This is a genomic window from Falsiroseomonas tokyonensis, from assembly GCF_019024325.1.
Classification (GTDB): domain Bacteria; phylum Pseudomonadota; class Alphaproteobacteria; order Acetobacterales; family Acetobacteraceae; genus Falsiroseomonas; species Falsiroseomonas tokyonensis.
This window is the reverse complement of the sequence record NZ_JAFNJS010000001.1, coordinates 1,253,535-1,271,723: the sequence shown is the minus strand read 5'-3', so window position 1 is coordinate 1,271,723 and position 18,189 is coordinate 1,253,535. Positions and strand designations below refer to the sequence as shown.

General features: G+C 69.2%; 19 protein-coding genes and 2 pseudogenes. 17 read left to right on the top strand and 4 right to left on the bottom strand.

What is annotated here, in order from left to right; all coding sequences use genetic code 11:
- Window positions 1-114 precede the first annotated feature (114 nt).
- The 14 genes and pseudogenes from J3S20_RS05775 to J3S20_RS05730 all read left to right on the top strand — a co-directional run bounded on the left by J3S20_RS05775 (window position 115) and on the right by J3S20_RS05730 (window position 9,843).
- Window positions 115-1,542 carry an ATP-binding response regulator gene (locus tag J3S20_RS05775; protein WP_216835296.1) on the top strand — a complete coding sequence of 476 codons (1,428 nt, stop codon included), beginning with the start codon at window positions 115-117 and terminating at the stop codon, window positions 1,540-1,542.
- 135 nt (window positions 1,543-1,677) lie between these two features.
- Complete coding sequence (locus J3S20_RS05770) at window positions 1,678-2,199, top strand: response regulator (RefSeq protein ID WP_216835295.1); 522 nt, start codon at window positions 1,678-1,680, stop codon at window positions 2,197-2,199.
- Between the two features lie 96 nt (window positions 2,200-2,295).
- Window positions 2,296-2,979 carry an HD-GYP domain-containing protein gene (locus J3S20_RS05765; protein WP_216835294.1) on the top strand — a complete coding sequence of 228 codons (684 nt, stop codon included), beginning with the start codon at window positions 2,296-2,298 and terminating at the stop codon, window positions 2,977-2,979.
- Window positions 2,980-3,068: 89 nt separating this feature from the next.
- Window positions 3,069-3,998 (top strand): sensor domain-containing diguanylate cyclase, encoded by a 930-nt coding sequence (locus J3S20_RS05760; RefSeq protein WP_216835293.1) that lies wholly within the window; start codon window positions 3,069-3,071, stop codon window positions 3,996-3,998.
- A 785-nt stretch (window positions 3,999-4,783) separates the two neighbouring features.
- Window positions 4,784-5,191, top strand: a complete 408-nt coding sequence (locus J3S20_RS31065; protein WP_343215166.1) for an isochorismatase family protein — start codon at window positions 4,784-4,786, stop codon at window positions 5,189-5,191.
- A 60-nt stretch (window positions 5,192-5,251) separates the two neighbouring features.
- Window positions 5,252-5,437, top strand: a complete 186-nt coding sequence (locus tag J3S20_RS31060; RefSeq protein ID WP_246602459.1) for a hypothetical protein — start codon at window positions 5,252-5,254, stop codon at window positions 5,435-5,437.
- A 6-nt stretch (window positions 5,438-5,443) separates the two neighbouring features.
- Window positions 5,444-5,707 (top strand): DUF1427 family protein, encoded by a 264-nt coding sequence (locus tag J3S20_RS05750; RefSeq protein WP_216835292.1) that lies wholly within the window; start codon window positions 5,444-5,446, stop codon window positions 5,705-5,707.
- A gap of 14 nt (window positions 5,708-5,721) precedes the next feature.
- Window positions 5,722-5,850: a hypothetical protein gene (locus J3S20_RS30745; RefSeq protein WP_281419412.1), complete on the top strand. Its 129-nt coding sequence runs from the start codon at window positions 5,722-5,724 to the stop codon at window positions 5,848-5,850.
- Window positions 5,816-7,148 (top strand): annotated as a pseudogene (locus tag J3S20_RS30090) (amidohydrolase); the annotation flags it as partial. The gene J3S20_RS30745 and the pseudogene J3S20_RS30090, both read left to right, overlap by 35 nt.
- Before the next feature lie 37 nt (window positions 7,149-7,185).
- Window positions 7,186-7,275, top strand: a pseudogene (locus J3S20_RS31230) (hypothetical protein); the annotation flags it as partial.
- A gap of 21 nt (window positions 7,276-7,296) precedes the next feature.
- Window positions 7,297-7,563, top strand: a complete 267-nt coding sequence (locus J3S20_RS30085; RefSeq protein ID WP_246602273.1) for a hypothetical protein — start codon at window positions 7,297-7,299, stop codon at window positions 7,561-7,563.
- Between the two features lie 113 nt (window positions 7,564-7,676).
- Window positions 7,677-8,516 (top strand): alpha/beta fold hydrolase, encoded by an 840-nt coding sequence (locus J3S20_RS05740; protein WP_216835291.1) that lies wholly within the window; start codon window positions 7,677-7,679, stop codon window positions 8,514-8,516.
- A gap of 37 nt (window positions 8,517-8,553) precedes the next feature.
- Window positions 8,554-9,057, top strand: a complete 504-nt coding sequence (locus J3S20_RS05735) for a hypothetical protein (protein ID WP_216835290.1) — start codon at window positions 8,554-8,556, stop codon at window positions 9,055-9,057.
- A gap of 33 nt (window positions 9,058-9,090) precedes the next feature.
- Complete coding sequence (locus tag J3S20_RS05730; protein ID WP_216835289.1) at window positions 9,091-9,843, top strand: beta/alpha barrel domain-containing protein; 753 nt, start codon at window positions 9,091-9,093, stop codon at window positions 9,841-9,843.
- Here J3S20_RS05730 and J3S20_RS05725 read toward each other — a convergent pair.
- From J3S20_RS05725 to J3S20_RS05710, 4 genes are all read right to left on the bottom strand, one after another.
- On the bottom strand, window positions 9,840-10,823 hold the full coding sequence (locus J3S20_RS05725; RefSeq protein ID WP_216835288.1) for a Bug family tripartite tricarboxylate transporter substrate binding protein: 984 nt from the start codon (window positions 10,821-10,823) through the stop codon (window positions 9,840-9,842). The genes J3S20_RS05730 and J3S20_RS05725 overlap by 4 nt on opposite strands.
- Window positions 10,824-10,912: 89 nt before the next feature.
- Window positions 10,913-11,788, bottom strand: coding sequence for an alpha/beta fold hydrolase (locus J3S20_RS05720; protein WP_216835287.1), 876 nt, complete (start codon window positions 11,786-11,788; stop codon window positions 10,913-10,915).
- Window positions 11,785-12,438: an isochorismatase family cysteine hydrolase gene (locus J3S20_RS05715; RefSeq protein WP_216835286.1), complete on the bottom strand. Its 654-nt coding sequence runs from the start codon at window positions 12,436-12,438 to the stop codon at window positions 11,785-11,787. The genes J3S20_RS05720 and J3S20_RS05715 overlap by 4 nt, the downstream gene beginning before the upstream one ends.
- Window positions 12,439-12,513: 75 nt before the next feature.
- Window positions 12,514-15,288: an ATP-binding protein gene (locus J3S20_RS05710; protein WP_246602451.1), complete on the bottom strand. Its 2,775-nt coding sequence runs from the start codon at window positions 15,286-15,288 to the stop codon at window positions 12,514-12,516.
- Window positions 15,289-15,480: 192 nt separating this feature from the next.
- Here J3S20_RS05710 and J3S20_RS05705 point away from each other — a divergent pair, with 192 nt between their 5' ends.
- The 3 genes from J3S20_RS05705 (at window position 15,481) to J3S20_RS05695 (ending at window position 18,186) form a co-directional block, all read left to right on the top strand.
- Window positions 15,481-16,065 carry a helix-turn-helix domain-containing protein gene (locus J3S20_RS05705; RefSeq protein ID WP_216835284.1) on the top strand — a complete coding sequence of 195 codons (585 nt, stop codon included), beginning with the start codon at window positions 15,481-15,483 and terminating at the stop codon, window positions 16,063-16,065.
- 150 nt (window positions 16,066-16,215) lie between these two features.
- Window positions 16,216-17,811 (top strand): sensor histidine kinase, encoded by a 1,596-nt coding sequence (locus J3S20_RS05700; RefSeq protein WP_216835283.1) that lies wholly within the window; start codon window positions 16,216-16,218, stop codon window positions 17,809-17,811.
- 27 nt (window positions 17,812-17,838) lie between these two features.
- Window positions 17,839-18,186 carry a response regulator transcription factor gene (locus J3S20_RS05695; protein WP_216835282.1) on the top strand — a complete coding sequence of 116 codons (348 nt, stop codon included), beginning with the start codon at window positions 17,839-17,841 and terminating at the stop codon, window positions 18,184-18,186.
- Window positions 18,187-18,189 lie beyond the last annotated feature (3 nt).

The window sequence follows — 18,189 nt, the reverse complement described above, 5'->3', positions numbered from 1 at the left end:
CCGCAGGCCGATGACGGCCGGCTGGCACGATGGCTCACCTTTCCTGACCTTTGGCGACATTCGAGACCGAGGCAGCCGTGTCACTCTCGGCGCCTTGGCGAGCCCGGGGGCAGCATGCGCGACGACGATGGCGACCTGATCGGCCGCGCTGAGGCGGGAGGGAGCTATCGGCTCGATGCCGATTGCCGATTCGTGACCGTGGATGCGCACGCGGCCGAATTGCTGGGCCAGCCTGCCTGGTCACTGACCGGCAGCATCATCTGGGAGGTGTTGCCGGAGCTCCGCGTGCCGCTTCAGGCCCGCTTCGAGGCGGTGCTGCAGGGCGGCGGGGCGAGCCGTTTCGTCTGCCGCCTTCGCCCGGTCGATCGCTGGTACGCGGCGCAGGTGGATCCGGTCGGCCCGCCGCAGGCGCCGGCCGGCCTGATGGTCCGCTTCTACGATGCGACGGCCGAGCTCGGCGCGCTGAACGACGAGATTGTGGCCGAGAGGCTGGACGCGGCGGCGGAGGCAACAGGCCGGCTGGCGCACGATGTCAACAACGGCCTCACCGTCGTTCTCGGCAATGCGGAGTTCCTCGAGGAGGAGCTGGCCGGCCGGCCGGACCTTCTGGAGGTCGTGCGGCTCGTCGCGGATGCGGCGGAGCGCCTGGCGGCGCTGACTAAGCGCGTGCAGAGCTTCGCAAGCTACCGCCGCCAGGGGTTCGGCCAGACGCCGCCGGACGCGCTGCTGCCGCGAATGGCCGCGCGCCTGACATCGAACGCGCCGGACTGGCCGGTGCTGGTGGCCTGCGAGCCCGACCTTCCGCCGGTGCTGGTCGATGCCGAAGATCTGGAGGCGGCGCTGTCGGAGTTGGTGCTGAACGCTCGCGCCGCCCTGCCGGACGGTGGACCAGTGCGGCTTCTCGCGCAGGCGTCGGCACGGCCCGGGCGGGTGATGATTGCGGTGGTCGACGGCGGCTGTGGGATGCCGCCCGCACTGAGCCTGCGCTGCATGGAGCCCTTCGTGACCTCCGGTTCGCGGCAGGGGCTCGGGCTGTCGGTCGTGCGGGGCTTCGCCGCGGCGCACGGGGCGACGCTGCAGATCGATAGCGATCCTGGCGCCGGCACGATCGTGACGCTCGACCTGCCCGCGGCGGCTGGCGAGGCGGAGCCGCCGCCGTTGCGCCACGGCGCCAAACGGCCGCATGTGCTACTGGTGGACGACGATGCGAATGGAAGGACCAAAGAAACGCGGCTGCCCGACGCACTCGGCTGCGACGTGATCGCCGCCGCAAAGTCGCGCGATGCGCTGGAGGCCTTGCGCCAGGGTCCGCGCCCGGCGCTGCTGCTCGCGGATGCGGTCCTGCCCAATGGCGCAGGTGGAGCGCTGCTGGTGGAACAGGCGCGGCGACTGCACCCGGCGCTTCCCGCGGTGCTGATCTCGGACGACGCTGCGCTAGGGAGCGTTGACTCCAGGGAGAGAGCATCGGACCTGCCGTTGCTGGAAAAGTCGTTCGGGACGAGCGAACTGGAACAGGTCTTGAGCGGGGCGCTGGAGCGGTGATCGGCTCTCCCATATGCGTCGGGCTTGCTGCTGGCTGGAACGCCACGGACGCCCAGCATGCCGCCCTGCGCTGAACCGGGCGGGCCGGGTTGGCCTTTCGTCGGCCGAAGGCGGGAGCGCCCAGGACGGGGGCGCATGCGCGGCACGCCCACAGACCATGTGCCGCGCCTCAGTGTCCGAGCACCCAGTGTTGCGTGGGACAGGCAGGCATGTCAGCCGTTAAACGCTGTCCGCGGCATCTGCGCATGCAGCGCCAGTCAGAACTCCGGCGACGGCACATCGGCGTCCGCGACGGTCCGGGTGCTTGTCGTCGAGGATGACGAGCCCGTGCGGAGCCACATTGTCCGGATCGTCACGGCGCTCGGCTTTCGCGTGCGTACGGCTGGCAGCGGGATGGACGCCTTGCAGGCCCTGTCTGCCGACCTGCGCTGCGACCTGTTGGTGACCGATGTCGTGATGCCCAGGATGAGCGGCGGTCAGCTTGCCCAGGCGGCCCGGCTGCTGTCGCCCGGGCTGCCGGTGGTCTTCGTGACGGCACACAACGTCGACCCCATTGTCGAGCAGCTGTGCCGCGACGGCAGAGCGGTGATGCTGCCCAAGCCGTTCCGCCGCCAGATGCTGGTTGCGGCGCTGATGCAGGCCCTTCGGTGCGGCTGACATAAGCCTACAAGTCATAACGACTCCAGGCATGCGAGCCGCGGCTGCACGGTTCATGGTTATCCCGAGACGGAATGGGCTGCCTGGGGAGCTTCGATGCCTGACACCTGCATCGCGGTCGCGCCGCGTCCCCTTTGGATGCCGGCTAACGACGATCTGTCGCTGCTCGATCTGTGCTGCCGCGGCGACGCACGGCAAGCACGAGCCATGCGCGCGCTGCTGGACCAGCTGGGTCGCCACCACATGCCGAGCGCAAAGCATTCCCTGCGCGTCGCCCATACGGTCATGGCAATGTGGAAATATGGGTCGGAGCAACTCGGCGATCCGGTGACCGCGGCCACCGCCGGCGTGCTGCACGACATCGGCAAGCTGTTCATCTCCGCCGCCACACTCGACTCCGGCCGCCAGCTTTCGCTGGACGAGCGTGCGCAAGTGCGCGAGCACCCCGCGGCCGGGCAGCGCGTGCTGGCGGGCCTCGGCTTCGATGAGGGGGTGATCGCCGCTGCGCGGGAGCATCACGAATGCTGGGCCGGCCAGGGCTATCCCACGGGCCGGCCGTCCCGCCTGCTGCATCCCCTCGGGCGCATTGTTGCCGTCGCCGACGCCTTCGTAGCCATGGTCGAGCCCGGGCGCGCCTACCGTGCACCGCTCGGCCGAGCGGCAGCACTGGCCGAGATCGCGCGCTGCAGCGGCACGCATTTCGATCCCGACGCGACCGCCCTGCTGCTTGTCACCTTCGCCGGCAACCCAGCCGACCGGATCGAGCTCTTCGCCTCCTAACACCGTCGGGCCCGCCCTCGCCCGGGCAGGCGCCGCGGCACCGTGTCATCCCCGGGAACCGCTCCCGCACGATCAGCAGGACATCCGCCATGAATGCGTCCGACATCGCCGAGCAGCTCATGCAGCGCAGCGCCGCGCCGCGGGAGATTGCGTTCCGCGACCTCGTGGAAAGCGCATCCGACGTCGTCATCGTGACCGATGTGGCGCTCGACCAGCCCGGCCCCTTCATCCGCTATGTGAATCCGGCCTTCACACGCCTGACCGGCTGGCAGCCTCAGGAGGTGGTGGGCCGTTCACCCCGCATCCTGCAAGGTCCGGGCACCGATCGGGCGACCACCGCTGCCATCGGCGCGGCGTTGCGACGCGGGGAACGGACATCGGCGAAGATCCTGAACTACGCCCGCAACGGCGCGCCCTACTGGCTGGACCTGCGCATCGTGCCGCTGTTCGATGCGCAGCTCCGCATCGACGGCTTCGCCGCCTTCGAGCGCGATGTCACCTTGGACAAGCGGCAATACGACGAACTGGAGCATCTGGCGGACCGCGACACGCTGACCGGCGTGCCGAATCGGCGCGCGCTGCTGCGTGGTGCCGAGGCGGAGCTCGCGTCGCGTGGCGATGGAGGCTTCTGCGCCGCCTGGGTGGACATTGACCACTTCAAGCGCGTGAACGATACGCATGGCCATCCCGCAGGCGACGCCGTGCTGATGGCGGTTGCGGATGTCCTGGCTGAGAACTTGCGACGCGTCGACCTGTTCGGCCGGATGGGTGGCGAGGAGTTCGCAATCTGCATGCCCGGAGTGACGATCTCGGAGGCCGGCGCCGTCGCCGAGCGGCTTCGCCGCGCCGTCGAGGCCGCTGTCTTCCCGACCGAAGTCGGGCCGTTGCGCGTGACCTGCAGCATCGGAGTGACAGCGGCACAGCCGGGGGAAGCGCTTGCAACGCTGCTGGCCCGCGCGGATACGGCGCTCTACGCCGCGAAACAGGGTGGCCGCAACCGGGTCGTGGCCGTTGCCTGAGGCCAACGCGAAGCGGTCGAAGGCGCCGGCGCTCTCCGAGACGGCGACGCCGGTCTGCTCCGCGAGGCGTTAAAGGCCCCGTGGGCCGCCTCGGCCGCGGCGATCGCACCTGACGCGGCCTGCAGCCGGGCGAGGGATTCGGTAGCGTGGTCACCAGCGCGGGCCACGGCAACGCCGGCCGTGCCGGTGCCGGCGGCGTGCGCGGCGGTGGCGGTGGCGGTGGCCAGGAGACCAGCAGCGGTGGGAACCGGACTCCAACGTTAGCTGGGCGCTGTGAGACGCGTCTCGCTGACTGAAACGACTTCCCATGCCCGTGCAGGGGCGCTGGCTCGGCCAGGTGGTGCGCGGCTACCTCGCGTCTCACGTTGGGCCCACCAATTCGCTGCCGAGCACGTCCTTCGTGCACGACGTCACCTGGCACTAAAAGCGGACGCTCGGGCGCCGCAGCCAAAAAGCCCACATGTCCTGGGCAGGGATGGCGCCAATCGCCGCGCGGTCGCTGCCGCCCGCTAGGGTCCATCACCCGTATCAGGTTGGTACCATGCCGCGGGGGACTTCCCTGACTGACGCAAGCCGCCAACGTGACCACCGTCTCTCTTGCAGCCTGGAAGGCGAGAAACCGCCGACCGAGCAAACGCCCTCTGAAGTGGCCTCGCCGAATTCTCGTTGCGCCGAAAGAGTGCAAGTGAGGTAGTGCCATCCAATCCTGCTCTGCCAGCGGCGTGTAGTCCTGCCTCCTCGCCCAACGCGACCTGCATCGAGGCCGCTTTGCCGAGGAAAATCCCATGCCCATCCTTGCTACCGTGGCACCGAGCCTGAAGCTGCTCACGCCTGAAAATCACCTGCTGATCCTGATTGACTTCCAGTCGCAGATGGCCTTCGCCACGCGCACTATCGACGGGGTTTCGCTGCGCAATAACGCGGGCATGGTGGCCGAGGCCGCCGCGGGCTTCGGTGCGGCGACACTGCTGACAACGGTCGCCGAGAAGACCTTCTCCGGCCCGATGTTCGATGATGTGACACGCCCGTTCCCGGGTGCCGCGATGATTGACCGCACCACCATGAATTGCTGGGAGGATGCGGCCGTCATCGCCCGGGTGAACGAGGCCGGGCAACGGCGCATCGTGCTGGCGGCTTTGTGGACCTCGGTGTGCATCGTCGGGCCCGCGCTCTCGGCTCTCGAGCAGGGCTAAGACGTCTGCGTCATCGCCGATGCCTGCGGCGATGTTTCGGACGAGGCGCATGATCGCGCCATGGACCGCATGGTGCAGGCCGGGGCGCAGCCGATGACGGCGCTGCAATACCTTCTGGAACTCCAGCGCGACTGGGGCCGAGGCGCGACCTACGGCCTGACGACCGGCATCGCGGCACGGCTTGGCGGCGCCTATGGCCTGGGCATCGTCTATGCCGGGGCGATGTTCGGCGGCCATGAAGGCTGAGCGGAGGTGAAGGCCTATCTTCTCGCGCTCGGAGCGGGGGCGCTGGTAGGGGTGATCTACGGGTTGTTGCAGATCCGCTCGCCCGCCCCGCCGGTCATCGCGCTGGTCGGACTGCTCGGCATCCTGCTGGGCGAGCAGGTGGTGCCGCTGGCGCGCCGGCTCCTCGAGGGGCAGGGCGTCAACCTCAGCACACTGCGCGAGGAGTGCGGCGAGCATGTGCTGGGCCGCCTACCCGGGCGCGTTACCGCCGAATCCCGCCCGAAGGCATGATCCGGAGCACTGCATTGACCGACGCCGCCCCCCAGACCATCCTGCACAACGCGGCCATCACGACGATGGACCCCGCACAGCCGGCGCCAGGAGCGGTGGCCATCACCGATGGCCGCTTTTTCCGCCATCGGATCGGCGCGTGACATCCTGCTGCTGGCGGGTGCGGCGACGCAGGTCATCGACCTCGGTGGACGTCGCATGATCCCCGGGTTGATCGACAACCACATCCATATCATCCGCGGTGGGCTGAACTACACGATGGAATTGCGCTGGGACGGCGTTCGTAGCCTGGCCGACGCCATGGCGATGCTGCGGGCGCAGATCGCCATCACGCCGCCGCCACAATGGGTGCGCGTCATCGGTGGCTCCCCCGAGCACCAATTCGTCGAGAAGCGCCTGCCAACGCTTGCGGAGATCAACGCCGCCGCGCCCGACACGCCACTTCATCCTGCATTTGTACGACCGCACGCTGCTGAACGCCGCCGCGCTGCGCGCCGTGGGCTATGACCGCGCCACGCCCGATCCGCCGGGCGGGGAGATCCAGCGCGACCCGTCGGGCAATCCCACCGGCCTGCTGCTGGCCCGGCCGAACGCCAGCATCCTCTACGCCACGCTGGCGCGCGGCCCGAAGCTGCCGCCCGAATACCAGCGCAACTCCACGCGCCATTTCATGTGCGAGCTTAGCCGTCTCGGCGTTACCAGCGTGATCGATGCGGGCGGTGGCTTCCAGAACTATCCCGATGATTACGCGATCATCGAGAGCCTGGGCGGTTTGGGCGAGCTGACGCTGCGCATCGCCTACAACCTGTTCACCCAGAAGCCGAAGCAGGAGCGTGACGATTTCCTGCGCTGGACCTCGAGTGCCCGCTACGGCCAGGGCGACGACTACTTCCGTCTCAACGGGGCAGGCGAGATGCTGGTCTACAGCGCCGCCGACTTTGAGGATTTCCGCGTCGAACGGCCTGAGATGCCGGCGGCGATGGAAGGCGAGCTCGAACAGGTGCACATCCTCACGGCAAATCGCTGGCTCTGGCGGCTGCATGCGACCTATGATGAAACGATCACCCGCGCACTGGATGTCTTCGAGAAGGTGGATGCGGAGATCCCGCTCGAAGGCCTGCACTGGATCTTCGACCATGCGGAGACTGTCAGCGACCGCAGCCTGGAGCGCATCGCGCGGCTCGGCGGTGGCGTGGCGGTGCAGCACCGCATGGCGTTCCAGGGCGAGTACTTCGTCGAACGCTACGGCGCCGCGGCGGCCGCGCGCACACCGCCGGTGGCGCGCATGATCGAGATGGGAGTCGCCGTCTCGGCTGGCACCGATGCGACGCGCGTGGCCTCCTACAACCCCTGGATCGCGCTGTCCTGGCCGGTGACGGGCCGCACGCTCGACAGGCTGCGGGTCACGCCCGAGTGCGACACGCTCGACCGCATGACCGCATTCGGCATGCTGACCCACCGCGTGCCCTGGTTCTCGAATGAGGAGGGCCGCAAGGGCGCGCATCGCGCTGGGCCAGTTCGCCGACCTTGCCGTGCTCGACCGCGACTACTTTGCCGTGCCCGGCGACGAGATCCAGGACATTGCATCGGTGCTGACCCTGCTGGGCGGGCGGGTCGTGTATGACACTGGCGATTTCGCCGGCCTGGCATCGCCCCTGCCGCCCGCCATGCCGGATTGGTCACCGGTGCGCCGCCATGGCGGTTATCAGCCCCGGCCGGGCAGGATGGCGCGTTGCTGCGACACCGCCTGCGGCGTGCATGGCCATGACCACGCCCGGACCTGGGCGGCCGACGTGCCGGCGGGGTCTGACCGCGGCTTCTGGGGCGCGCTTGGCTGCGCCTGCTGGGCCTTCTGAGACGGCGGCGGGATTCGCCAAATTCGGCCGCGCGCGTGCAATCCCGTCCGCCGCCGCCACGCCATGGTGTCGCCGGCCGCGCATCGCGGTCCCCGTTGCGAAGGACACCGCCCATGCCACGATTCACCACGCCGGATGGCACGAAGATCTTCTTCAAGGATTGGGGCAGTGGCCAGCCCGTTGTGTTCAGCCATGGCTGGCCGCTGAACGCCGATGCCTGGGACGCGCAGATGATGTTCCTGGGCGCGCGCGGCTACCGCGTCATCGCGCATGATCGGCGCGGCCATGGCCGGTCCGACCAGACCTGGTCGGGCAACCACATGGACACCTACGCGGACGACCTCGCCGCGCTGATGCAGGCGCTGGACCTGAAGAACGCGGTGCTGGTCGGCCATTCGACCGGCGGGGGCGAGGTTGCGCGTACAATCGGCCGGCATGGCACGGCGCGAGTCGCGGGCGCGGTGCTGCTCGGCGCCGTGCCGCCGCTGATGCTCCGCACGCCGGCCAATCCGGGCGGCCTGCCGATCGAGGTGTTCGACGGCATCCGCGCCGGCACCCTGGCTGACCGCTCGCAATTCTTTTTCGACCTGACCATGCCCTTCTACGGATTCAACCGACCTGGCGCGACGGTCTCGCAGGGCATCCGCCATGCCTTCTGGCAGCAGGGGATGATGGCGGGGATCAAGCCCGCGCTAGACTGCATCGCGCAGTTCTCCGAGACGGACTTCACCGACGACCTCAGGCGCTTCGACGTGCCGACGCTGATCGCGCATGGCGATGACGACCAGATCGTGCCAATCGGCGCCGCTGGCCTGGCCTCGGTTAAGCTGGTCCGTGGGGCGGTGCTGAAGGTCTATCCGGGCGGCTCCCACGGCATCGCGACCACGCATCCCGAGGTCTTCAACGCCGACCTGCTCGCCTTCCTTGAACGACGCCTGGCCGTCGCGGCCTGAGCGCAACCTCCCTCCCCTCATATCGCAGGAGCGTGCCATGATCCTCGGCCTGTCCTTCACTACCTTCGTCACGCTGCATGTCGTGCTGAGCCTGATCGGCATCGTTGCCGGGCTTGTCGCCCTTGGTGCCATGCTGGCCGGCAACTGGACCGGGCGCTGGTCCGCGCTGTTCCTTGGAACCACCGCGGCGACGGTGGTCACGGGCTTCATCTTCCCCATCGGCGCGATCCTGCCTTCGCATGTCGTGGGCGCGATCTCGGTGGTCACCCTCGCGGTCGCGTTCTACGCGCTCTATGCGCGGCGCCTCGCGGGGCGCTGGCGCGCCACTTATGTCGTGGCGGCGGCCGCGTCGCTCTACCTGAACTGCTTCGTCGGCGTGGCGCAGGCCTTCCTCAAGCTGGGCAGGCTGCAGGCGCTAGCACCGACCCAGTCGGAGCCGCCTTTCCTCCTCGCGCAGATCGCCCTGCTGGCCACCTTCGTGGTCGCCGGCGGGCTGGCGCTGCGGCGCTTCCACCCCGTGATGGGCGGGCGTCTGGCGTGACGCGGCGCGTCGCCTGACGTGTGCGCCGCCCGAATGGCCAAGCTGCTGACGCCGCTCAACCTCGGCGCCCTGGATTTGTGCCACCGCGCGGTGTTTCCGGGGGCGGGATGGAGCCCCGATGGCGCGCTTCACCCGCCTTCCGCGCCCCTGGCCTATGGCCGCCAGGCCAGCCCCGGCGGCTTGGTCATCACGCGCCGGCTGGCGGCAAGGGCAACCTTCCGCCGCGCCCATTGGCCGGCGACGGTCGCCGCGGTGCATGCGACAGGCGGTTTCATCCTTGCGCAGCTCCCCCTGCCCGACCGGATCGACGATTGCCGCCAGGCGGCCGAGGACGCCCGGCAGGCCGGGTTCGATGGTGTCGAGATCGCCGTGCCGGAGGACAGGACGGCCCTGGGGCTCGGGGCGCTGGACGCCGTCATCGCGGACTGGGCGGCAGAACGGGTCGGCCTTCGCCTCACCCCCCCTGGTGCCTCGCAGGGCCATAGCCCATCACCGCTCGCCGCAACCGAGGCGGTGCTGCGCGAGGTGAATGAGCGAGAGGTCGCCTTTGTCCACCTCGCCGGCGCGGGCGCCTGTCCGGGCCCGGACCTCTACGGCGTGGCAGGGGCACGGCGGCTGCGGGCGGCGATCGCTTGGCCGATGCTGGTCTCGGGCCCCTTCACGCCGGCTTCAGCGCTGGCGGCCGTGGAGTTACGCTGGGCGGATGCCGTGGGGTTCGAAACGGCAGAGGATGGGCCAGCCCTGCTTGCGGCGCTGCGCGGTGCGGCATCGTCGCAGGATCGCTAATCCGCGGCGCGGTCCACCAGGCCGCGCCACCGCGCAACCTCCTCGCGCGTGAGCCGGGCGAGATCCTCGGCACCGCCAGGCATCGGCTGCGCGCCCAGCCGGGCGAGCGCCGCCACCAGCCCGGCATCCGTGCCGAGCACACGCATCGTCGGCACCAGCCGCGCGAGCACGTCGCCGGGCGTGCCGGTTGGCGCATAGAGTCCGCACCAGGCCTGCACCACCAGGCCCGGCAGCCCTGCCTCGGTGGTGGTCGGCACCTCGGGCAGGCTGGGCAGCCGCTCAGGCGCGGTGACCGCCAGCGCGCGCAGCGCCCCGCTGCGCAGATGCGGCCCCAACACGGCGGGGCTGTAGAACATTGCGTCCATACGCCCTTGCAGCAGATCCGCGATCGCCTGCGTCGGCGACTGGTAGGGAATATGCTGCACCGTGACGCCTGTGACCTTCGCAAACAGCAGCATCGACAGATGCGCGGTGGTGCCCTGCCCGGTGGAGGCGAAGGTCAGGGGGGCGCCGCGCCGGCGCCCCAGGGCAATCAGCGCCGTGGCATCGGTCACACCCAGGCCCGGCGGCACCGCCAGCAGGCTCGACGTGGCAGCGAAGGGCGCAACAGGGACAAAATCCGCGACGGGGTTGAAGCCCTGGTCGGCGTAGAGCGAGGCATTCACGCCATGCGTGCCGATGGTGCCGAGCAGCAGCGTATGGCCATCGGCCAGCGCCCGCGCGACATGGGCCGAGCCCAGATTGCCGCCGGCGCCACCGCGGTTCTCCACCACCACGGCCTGGCCGAGTTCCCGCGCCAGCCCCGCCGCCAGCACCCGCCCTAGAAGGTCCACCGTGGTGCCTGCCGAAAACGGGATGACGAGGCGAATGACGCGCGCGGGCCAACCGCCCTGCGCGAAGGCGCCGCCCGTAGCCAGGCCAGCAGCCAGGCCAGCAGCCAGACCCAACAATCCGCGTCGAGTTGCATCGACCTTCGTCATGGCCCTCTCCGCTCTCTCCCGTCCGACACAGCGTAGCGCAGGTAGCGCCGCCGCTGGAACGACCATCCTTGCCACGTTTGTGTTGCGACCTACCGAGCGGCCGTGTGCCGCACGAAGCTCGCGATGATCTCCGCCGACATCTCGGGGTATTGGTGCTGCGGGCCATGGCCGCTGTCGGGAAGCGTGACGACGAACAGCGTCGGCCACAGATCGTTCAGCGCGTACCAGTTCTCCACCGGGAACATGATGTCGTGGTCGCCCGACAGGGCGAGCACCGGGATGTCGGTGTTGCGATAGAACCGGGCGTAGGCGTCGTCAGGATCGGGAAAAGGGCCGGACGGCTCGATCGAGGCCTGAAGCGAGCGGAGGAAGACCTCGGGCGGCGTCGGATGGTCGCGCGGCTCGGTACGCGCGGCGATGCGCGCCATCGAGGCATCGCCGAGCGCCCGGCTGGCGGCTGAATCTGGTTCGAAGAACAGGATGTACTCATCGGCCACCGTGTTGGAGAGTTTTGTCGCAGTCTCCAGGAACAGCGGCTCCGGCGGCTTGAGCATCGGCCCCGGCGGCATCGTTCCAATCGCAAGAACATGGCTGACCTTGTGCGGGTGAAGGGCCGCGAAGGTCTGCGCCGCGAAGCCGCCGAGCGACCAGCCGCCTATGATGACCCGCGTGAGGCCGAGCGCGCTCACCAGATCGTCCACATCGCGCGCCATCTCCCGCTTGCCGTAGCTCGCGGTGCCGGTGGACAGGCCGAGGCCGGAATAGTCGAAGACGGTGACGGTGAAGTGGCGCGCCAGCACGTCTAGGAAAAGCGGGTCCCAGCTGTCCATCGTGCCGCGCAGGCGAACGCACAGGACGAGGTCCGGCCCCGTGCCGAAACGCCGATAGGCGAGGCTACGGCCAGCCGTCTCGACGATCCGGTTCGGCGCGCTAAGCGCAAGCGAGGTTCGGGCGATGAAGCTCATGCGGGCATTTCCTTTTGCTGGCGTCCGGTGCCCAGGGCCGAGACAAGTTTCGCTGTGGTGACCACGGCATGGGCGTAGGTCGGCGCGTTGATGTCGTGTGCGGCGTGCATCGCCGCCTCGCTGGTGGCGGCGGTCGCATCGCGCACGAGTGTGACTTGGTAGCCGAGCTCGACGGCGTACCTGGCGGTGCTCTCGATGCAGGCGTTGGCGATCAGCCCAACCAGGATGACGCGCGTGATGCCGTGCTGCTTCAGTGGGGTGTCGCGGTTGGTATTGGCGAAGCTGCTGCTGCACCAATGCTCGGTGCAGACCAGCTCGCCGGGTTGCGGTGCGAAGTCCGGGTGCAAGTCGCCACCTGGGCTGCCCTCCGCGCAGACCTGCGCGGCGTGGCCGCCCAGGTGGTAGGGCGTGGGGTGGTCCCAGCCGGCCAAATCCGTGGGCCGGGCGCGATGATGCGGCACGATCACCACCTGCAGCCCACTGGCACGCGCCGAAGCGCAGACGCGGCGCAGATCCTTCAGCACGCCCACGCGTTGCGTGACCTCGGCCACCATGGGCCAAAGCTTGCCGTCCTCCGCGAGGAAATCATTGTCGGGATTGACGAAGAACAACGCCGTCCGGCTGGCATCGATGGCTGGGTTCGTGTTCATGCAAGCAGACTGGCCCGCCGCACGCCGCCGGCGCTTGCAGCATGGCGGCGCGGCTTGGACGAGACCGCCGCCGCCTCAGCCACCGCTGAGCAGCGCGGCCGCCTGCCGGTGGTCCAGGCTTCGGGTGGTCACGCCGAAGCGAGCGACCACAGCGGCCAGAGCCGCACCCGGACCGTCCAGCGCCGCGAGGCTCTTCGCGGCACGCAACTCCCAGGCCAGCGCCCCCTGTTGCCGCGCGATATCCTGCGCGCGGGTGAACATCGCCCGTGCCGCCGGCGCATCCCCGGCATCGAGCAGCACGGTGCCCTGCGCGCGCAGGATTTCCGCCGTGCACCAGCTCGGCGAATTCGCTGTCGCGCGCCGGAGGGCGGCGGGCAGGAGCAGCGCGGGGTGGAAGGTGCCGAGCAGATCGGCATGGATCGGCCCCACCGCCCCGGCCGGCTGCGCCACGCCGCCTGAGGCAGGGAGTGCGAGCACCTGCGCGTAGAGCCGCCGCCAATTCTCCCAATAGCCGAAGCTGAGGGTCGCGGAATGCGCCATCAGCATCCCGACATAGCGCTCGGCGGCGACAAGGTCGCCATTCCAGAAGGCGACGGGGCAGGCCGCGAAGGCCAGGATATAGCAAAGCGGCGGCGGGTAGCCGAGTGTGAGCGCGTGCTGCACGCCTTCCTCCGCCACGTCGGCCGCGCGATCCGGCTCGCCCTTCACCCACAGGATGCGCGCCAGGTGCGAGCGTGAGGCGACGCGGTTGTCGTATTCGTGGAAGCTCTTGTGGGCGCTGCGGATCGCCTCCGCCGGATGGTTCAATGCGCGTTCGGCATAAAAACCGGCTTCGTCCTGCCGGCCCACCAGGTGCAACGCCAGCGCCATCATCCTGTCGCGCACCAGGCCGGAGCCGAGGTCGTTGACCGTGGCGGTCAGCGCATTGAAGTCTTCGCAATGCGCGAGCGCGCCGTGATAGTCGCCCTGCACGTAGCGCTCACGCGCCATCGCCCAGAGCGCGCGCAACTGGTAGGTCGTCGCTCCGCGGCGGGTGGCGAGGTCATGCGCGCGGGACGACAGCGCCGACATCGCCGGCGTGGGGCCCTGGGTATTGAAGATCGCGGCACCCGCGGCGAGGCACAATTGCAGCTCCGTCTCGGTCCCCGGCCACGACGTTCCCTCGATCGCGTCCAGCGCCAGCAGGGCGCGGCCGCGGAACTCCTCGACCAGCGATAGCGCGAACCATAGTGGCGCGGAGGCGGCGGCGAGCGCGATGGCCGTCTCCCGCTCCCCACCCGGCGCGAAGCCGTGCTCGAGCGCGGCGCGGACGTCATCGATCCACCCGGCATAACGCGCGAGCCAGGGGGCTTTTTCCATGGCCTCCCAGTCCCGCTCGGCCGCGGCGAGCAAGGCGAGGCAATGCCGCGCATGGCGTGCGGCGATGGAGGCTGCCTCACCACTTTCCGCAAGCTTCTCCAGCGCATAGGCGCGCGTCATTGCGAGCAGCCGATAGCGCACGGCATCGCCGCTGATGTCCACGACCAGCAGCGACTTCGCCGCGAGGCTGGCGAGGCCCTCGATCACGTCCGTCGCGCCGGCTTCCGCCTCGCCGACGACGGCCTGCGCCGCGCTGAGCGGGAAGGCGGCGCGGAATGCCGCGAGGCGCCGCAGCAGCATCTGTTCGAAGGGCGGCAACAGCTGGTGGCTCCAATCGAGCGTGCCGCGCAGCGTGCGATGCCGCGTCAGGCCCGAGCGCAGGCCCTTGTCGAGCGTGATTAACCGGTCGTCGAGCCGCTCCGCCAGGCCGATGACGCCGAAGAAATCGACGCGCGCGGCCGCAAGCTCGATGGCCAGCGGAATGCCGTCGAGCCGCTGGCAGATGCCGGCGACGGCGGGTGCCTCGGCATCGCCCAGTACGAAGCTTTCGAGGCTGGCGCGGGCGCGCTCGACGAAGAGCTGCACCGCCGGATAGGCCAGCGCATCCGTCGCGCGAAGTGCCGCCAGGGGTTCCGGCCCAGCAAGCGGCGACAGCCGGTGCACCCACTCGCCGGCGGCGCGCAGCGGCTCGCGGCTGGTGGCGACGATGTGCAGCCCGGGCAGCCCAGAGAGCAGCTTCTCCGCCGTCACCGCGGATGCATCGATGAGATGCTCGCAATTGTCGAGGATCAGCAGCAGGGAGCGCCCGCGTAATGCCGTAACGAGCTCGGTGGTGACCTCCCCCGAGACAACGGAAATGTCGAGCACCGCGGCGATGGCCGGCGCGAGGTGATGCGGATCCGAGAGTGCCGCGAAATCAACGAAATGCGCGCCGTCTGCAAAGCGATGCTGAATGCTCTCAGCGAGGGTCACGGCCAGCGTGGTCTTGCCCATCCCGCCCGGCCCGATGATGGTGAGAAGTCGCCTCTGCGCCATCTGTGCGGCCAATTGCTGCACCAGCGCGTCGCGCCCAATGATGCGGGACAACAGTGCCGGCAGATGCGTGGGCGTGTCGCGGCGTGACGGCGCCGGCATGGCCGCCACCTCCGCGCGGATGGCCGGGGAGGCGAACATGTAGCCGCGACCAGGCACATTGACGATGTAGCGTTGCCCCGCCTGTCCGTCGCCGAGCACCTTGCGCAGGGCCGCGACATGCACGCGCACCGTGCTTTCATCCACGAAGACTTTCGGCCAGGCGCGCGCCATGAGGTCGTCGCGGCTGACGAGCTCGCCGGCACGTTCGACGAGCGCGAGTAGGATGTCGAAGGCACGGCCGCCGAGGCGCATGCGGCGGTCGTTCTCGAACAGCGCCTGGCGAGACGCATCGAGGCGATAGGGACCGAAGGTCCAGACGCATGGTGGGGCGAGGGTGCTTACATCCGGAACGGTCATGATCACGCCCGGCGCTGCGCTATTCGGCGATGCGAATCATTTCCTGTCGACTGGAACCTGAAGCTTCCCATCGGGCCGATCGGCGGGAAGCCGGCGCTAAGCGATTCTTCACACAGCTTCACACACGCCTCCCCGTTCCATTGAGAGAAGCTCTGCCTCGAAGCGCGAACGCATCCCGGCAATACCGGGCCTGTGTCGGACGCCGGCAACGAGAAGGAGACGACGATGTCCAGTCTGCAAGATCGCACCCCCTTTGGCGCCGTTCCGGCGCGGATGGCGCCCACCCTCCCGAACGCCATGGTGGCGGCCGCCCTGGCGCAGCTGCTGGATGAGGCGGACCGCGCCCTGCCGCACAACGCCGATGCGGTGCGCGGCCTTCTGGCGCGCGCCTCCGCCATGCTGCGCCGGCCAGCGGCGCCGGCGGCAAAACGACGCACCGGCCGCCTCGCGCCATGGCAAGAAAGCCGCGTCATCGCACATATCGAGGCGAACCTGCAGGAGCCGATCCGTGTCGAGCATCTCGCAGCCCTGGTTCGCCTGAGCGCCAGCTATTTCGCGCGTGCCTTCAAGGCCAGCTTCGGCGACACGCCGCACGAATACCTTCTGCGCCTGCGTGTACAGCACGCCCAGCTGCAACTGCTGCACAGCGATGTGCCTCTGGCGCAGATCGCGTTGGATTGCGGCATGTGCGACCAAGCTCACCTCTCCCGCGTGTTCCGGCGGGCGACCGGAACCAGCCCCAGCGCCTGGCGCCGCCATCATTCGAGGCCCGACTAGACGTCATTTCGCCGCATCGGGCGCCGGGCGAGGCTCCGCCGGCGCCGCAGGGCCCCACACAATGTCCTGCGACCATGCAGGGCGTGTCGCCTATACGAAGGTATGAGGCCGGAAGGCCCTTGAAGGCGCCTTGCTCACGCACCGCGGGCTATGTTGTCCGGCCTCGTGCCTCTAGGCTTGACGGCAGGCGGGCGTGGGGAGGTATGCGCTGGTGACAAGGACTGGGGCGCCCGGACGGGCGCCGACGGGATCATGAAGCAGGCCTTTTCCCTGTGGCCCTCGCAACAGTCGCCGGAGGCCTTGCGGGTGCCCCGCAACGTCAATGGGAAGCTGCCGCCCTGGGCATCGGGCATGCCCACCACGGCCCTCCGAGGGTCGCGGCACTACTTCCAAGCTGCGGCGCTGGTTCTAGCGGCGGCATTTGCCGGCGGCACGTCGATCCTGGCGCTGCCGGGGCCAGGCGGTGCCGGGGCGTCCTGGCGCTGGTTGGCCCTGGCATTGGCCGGGCTGGCACTGCTCGCCGTCTTCATGCTCGTCCTACGCCTGCTGGACCGCCTGCAGCGCGGCGAGGCGCGCGCGTATGCCATTTTTGAACGCGCCGGCGTCTCGCTGTGGGAGGAGGATTGGACCGCCGCCAGCCAGGCCGTCCTCGCCCTCAAGCAGCAGGGCATCCACGACATTCAGGCGCATTTCACCGCGCATCCCGAACAGGCGCGCACGCTGCGCCGCAAGGTCATCATCCGCAATGTCAACGCGTTCACGGTGCAGATGATGGGCGCCAGAGGGCCCGAGGATTTCATCGGTCCGCTCGATCGCATCCTACCGGACACCGACCAGACCTTCGTACAATGGCTGGTGGCCCTCGCGAACGGCGAGTCGGTGTTCCGCTCCGAAGCGCACATCACCCGCCCCGACGGCAGCGTGATCGACACGATCTTCATGGCGGAGCTGCCGAAGTCGCTGGACGGCTTCGCACACATCGTGGTGACGGCGATCGACATCACCGACTATAAGGCCGCACATGCGCGCCTGGTGGCGGCGGAGACCGAACTCGCGCGCGCCTCGCGCGTCATCACCGTCGGCACGCTCACCGCCTCGCTCGCGCATGAGGTGAACTCGCCGCTCGCGGCCATCGTCGTGAACGCCGAGGCCTGCCTGCGCTGGATGCACCGGCCGATACCCGATCTGGCCGAAGCCGAGGCCGCGATCGCCCGCGTGGTGAATGACGCAACGCGCGCACGCGACGTGGTGGCGCGCACCCGCGCCTTCCTCAGCAACACGCCGCGTCAGCATCGGCATCTGGACCTGACCGAGGCCGCGCGCGACGCGATCATGATCGTCGAGCGCGAATTGCGCGGCCATGGTGTCTCGATGCATTTCGATGCCGATTCGGACCTGCCGAAGGTCGTGGCGGACCAGATCCAAATCCAGCAGGTGCTGGTGAACCTGCTGCTCAACGGCGCGCATGCCATGGCGGAGACGCCTGCGCCACGGGATCTCACGCTGACGCTGCGGCATGTCGGCCAGGATGTGCAGGTGGCGGTGCGCGATCGCGGCGTTGGCATCGCGCCCGAGCAGCTGGCGCGGATCTTCCAGCCCTTCCACTCCACCCGCGCCGGCGGCATGGGCATGGGCCTCGCCATCTGCCGCAACTGCGTCGAGGCGCATGGCGGGCGGCTCTGGGCGGAGAGCACTCTGGGCGAAGGTTCCACCTTCCACGTCACCCTGCCGGCGGCGGGGCTCTAGGCGATGGTACCAGGCATCATCGCCGTGGTGGACGATGACGAGGCAATCCGCGTCGCGCTGCGCAGCCTCCTGCGCTCCATGGGCCACGAGGTGCGGCTCTTCGCCGACGCCTTCTCCTTCCTCGCCGAGGCGACGCTCCGGCCACCGGACTGTGTGTTGACGGACATCCAGATGCCCGGGATGAACGGTCTCGACCTGCAACGGGAGATCCGTCGCACCATGCCAGGCCTGCCCGTCATTGTGATCACTGCCTTCCCGGAGGAGGCGATCCGCCGGCAGGCGATGGCCGATGGGGCGCTCTGCTTCCTGAGCAAGCCCTTTGAGACTGCGGCGATCCTGCATTGGTTGGCCGAAGCGCTTGGCGAGCGGAAGTAGCGC

Excerpts from the sequence above, each read along its gene's own strand:
- J3S20_RS05760 (WP_216835293.1), top strand. The coding sequence starts at position 3,069 with ATGAATGCGTCCGACATCGCCGAGCAGCTCATGCAGCGCAGCGCCGCG.
- J3S20_RS05700 (WP_216835283.1), top strand. The coding sequence starts at position 16,216 with ATGTTGTCCGGCCTCGTGCCTCTAGGCTTGACGGCAGGCGGGCGTGGG.
- J3S20_RS05770 (WP_216835295.1), top strand. The coding sequence starts at position 1,678 with ATGCGCGGCACGCCCACAGACCATGTGCCGCGCCTCAGTGTCCGAGCA.
- J3S20_RS05740 (WP_216835291.1), top strand. The coding sequence starts at position 7,677 with ATGCCACGATTCACCACGCCGGATGGCACGAAGATCTTCTTCAAGGAT.
- J3S20_RS05715 (WP_216835286.1), bottom strand. The coding sequence starts at position 12,438 with ATGAACACGAACCCAGCCATCGATGCCAGCCGGACGGCGTTGTTCTTC.
- J3S20_RS05775 (WP_216835296.1), top strand. The coding sequence starts at position 115 with ATGCGCGACGACGATGGCGACCTGATCGGCCGCGCTGAGGCGGGAGGG.
- J3S20_RS05725 (WP_216835288.1), bottom strand. The coding sequence starts at position 10,823 with ATGACGAAGGTCGATGCAACTCGACGCGGATTGTTGGGTCTGGCTGCT.
- J3S20_RS05710 (WP_246602451.1), bottom strand. The coding sequence starts at position 15,288 with ATGACCGTTCCGGATGTAAGCACCCTCGCCCCACCATGCGTCTGGACC.
- J3S20_RS05765 (WP_216835294.1), top strand. The coding sequence starts at position 2,296 with ATGCCTGACACCTGCATCGCGGTCGCGCCGCGTCCCCTTTGGATGCCG.
- J3S20_RS31065 (WP_343215166.1), top strand. The coding sequence starts at position 4,784 with ATGCCCATCCTTGCTACCGTGGCACCGAGCCTGAAGCTGCTCACGCCT.
- J3S20_RS05735 (WP_216835290.1), top strand. The coding sequence starts at position 8,554 with ATGATCCTCGGCCTGTCCTTCACTACCTTCGTCACGCTGCATGTCGTG.
- J3S20_RS31060 (WP_246602459.1), top strand. The coding sequence starts at position 5,252 with ATGGACCGCATGGTGCAGGCCGGGGCGCAGCCGATGACGGCGCTGCAA.
- J3S20_RS05730 (WP_216835289.1), top strand. The coding sequence starts at position 9,091 with ATGGCCAAGCTGCTGACGCCGCTCAACCTCGGCGCCCTGGATTTGTGC.
- J3S20_RS05720 (WP_216835287.1), bottom strand. The coding sequence starts at position 11,788 with ATGAGCTTCATCGCCCGAACCTCGCTTGCGCTTAGCGCGCCGAACCGG.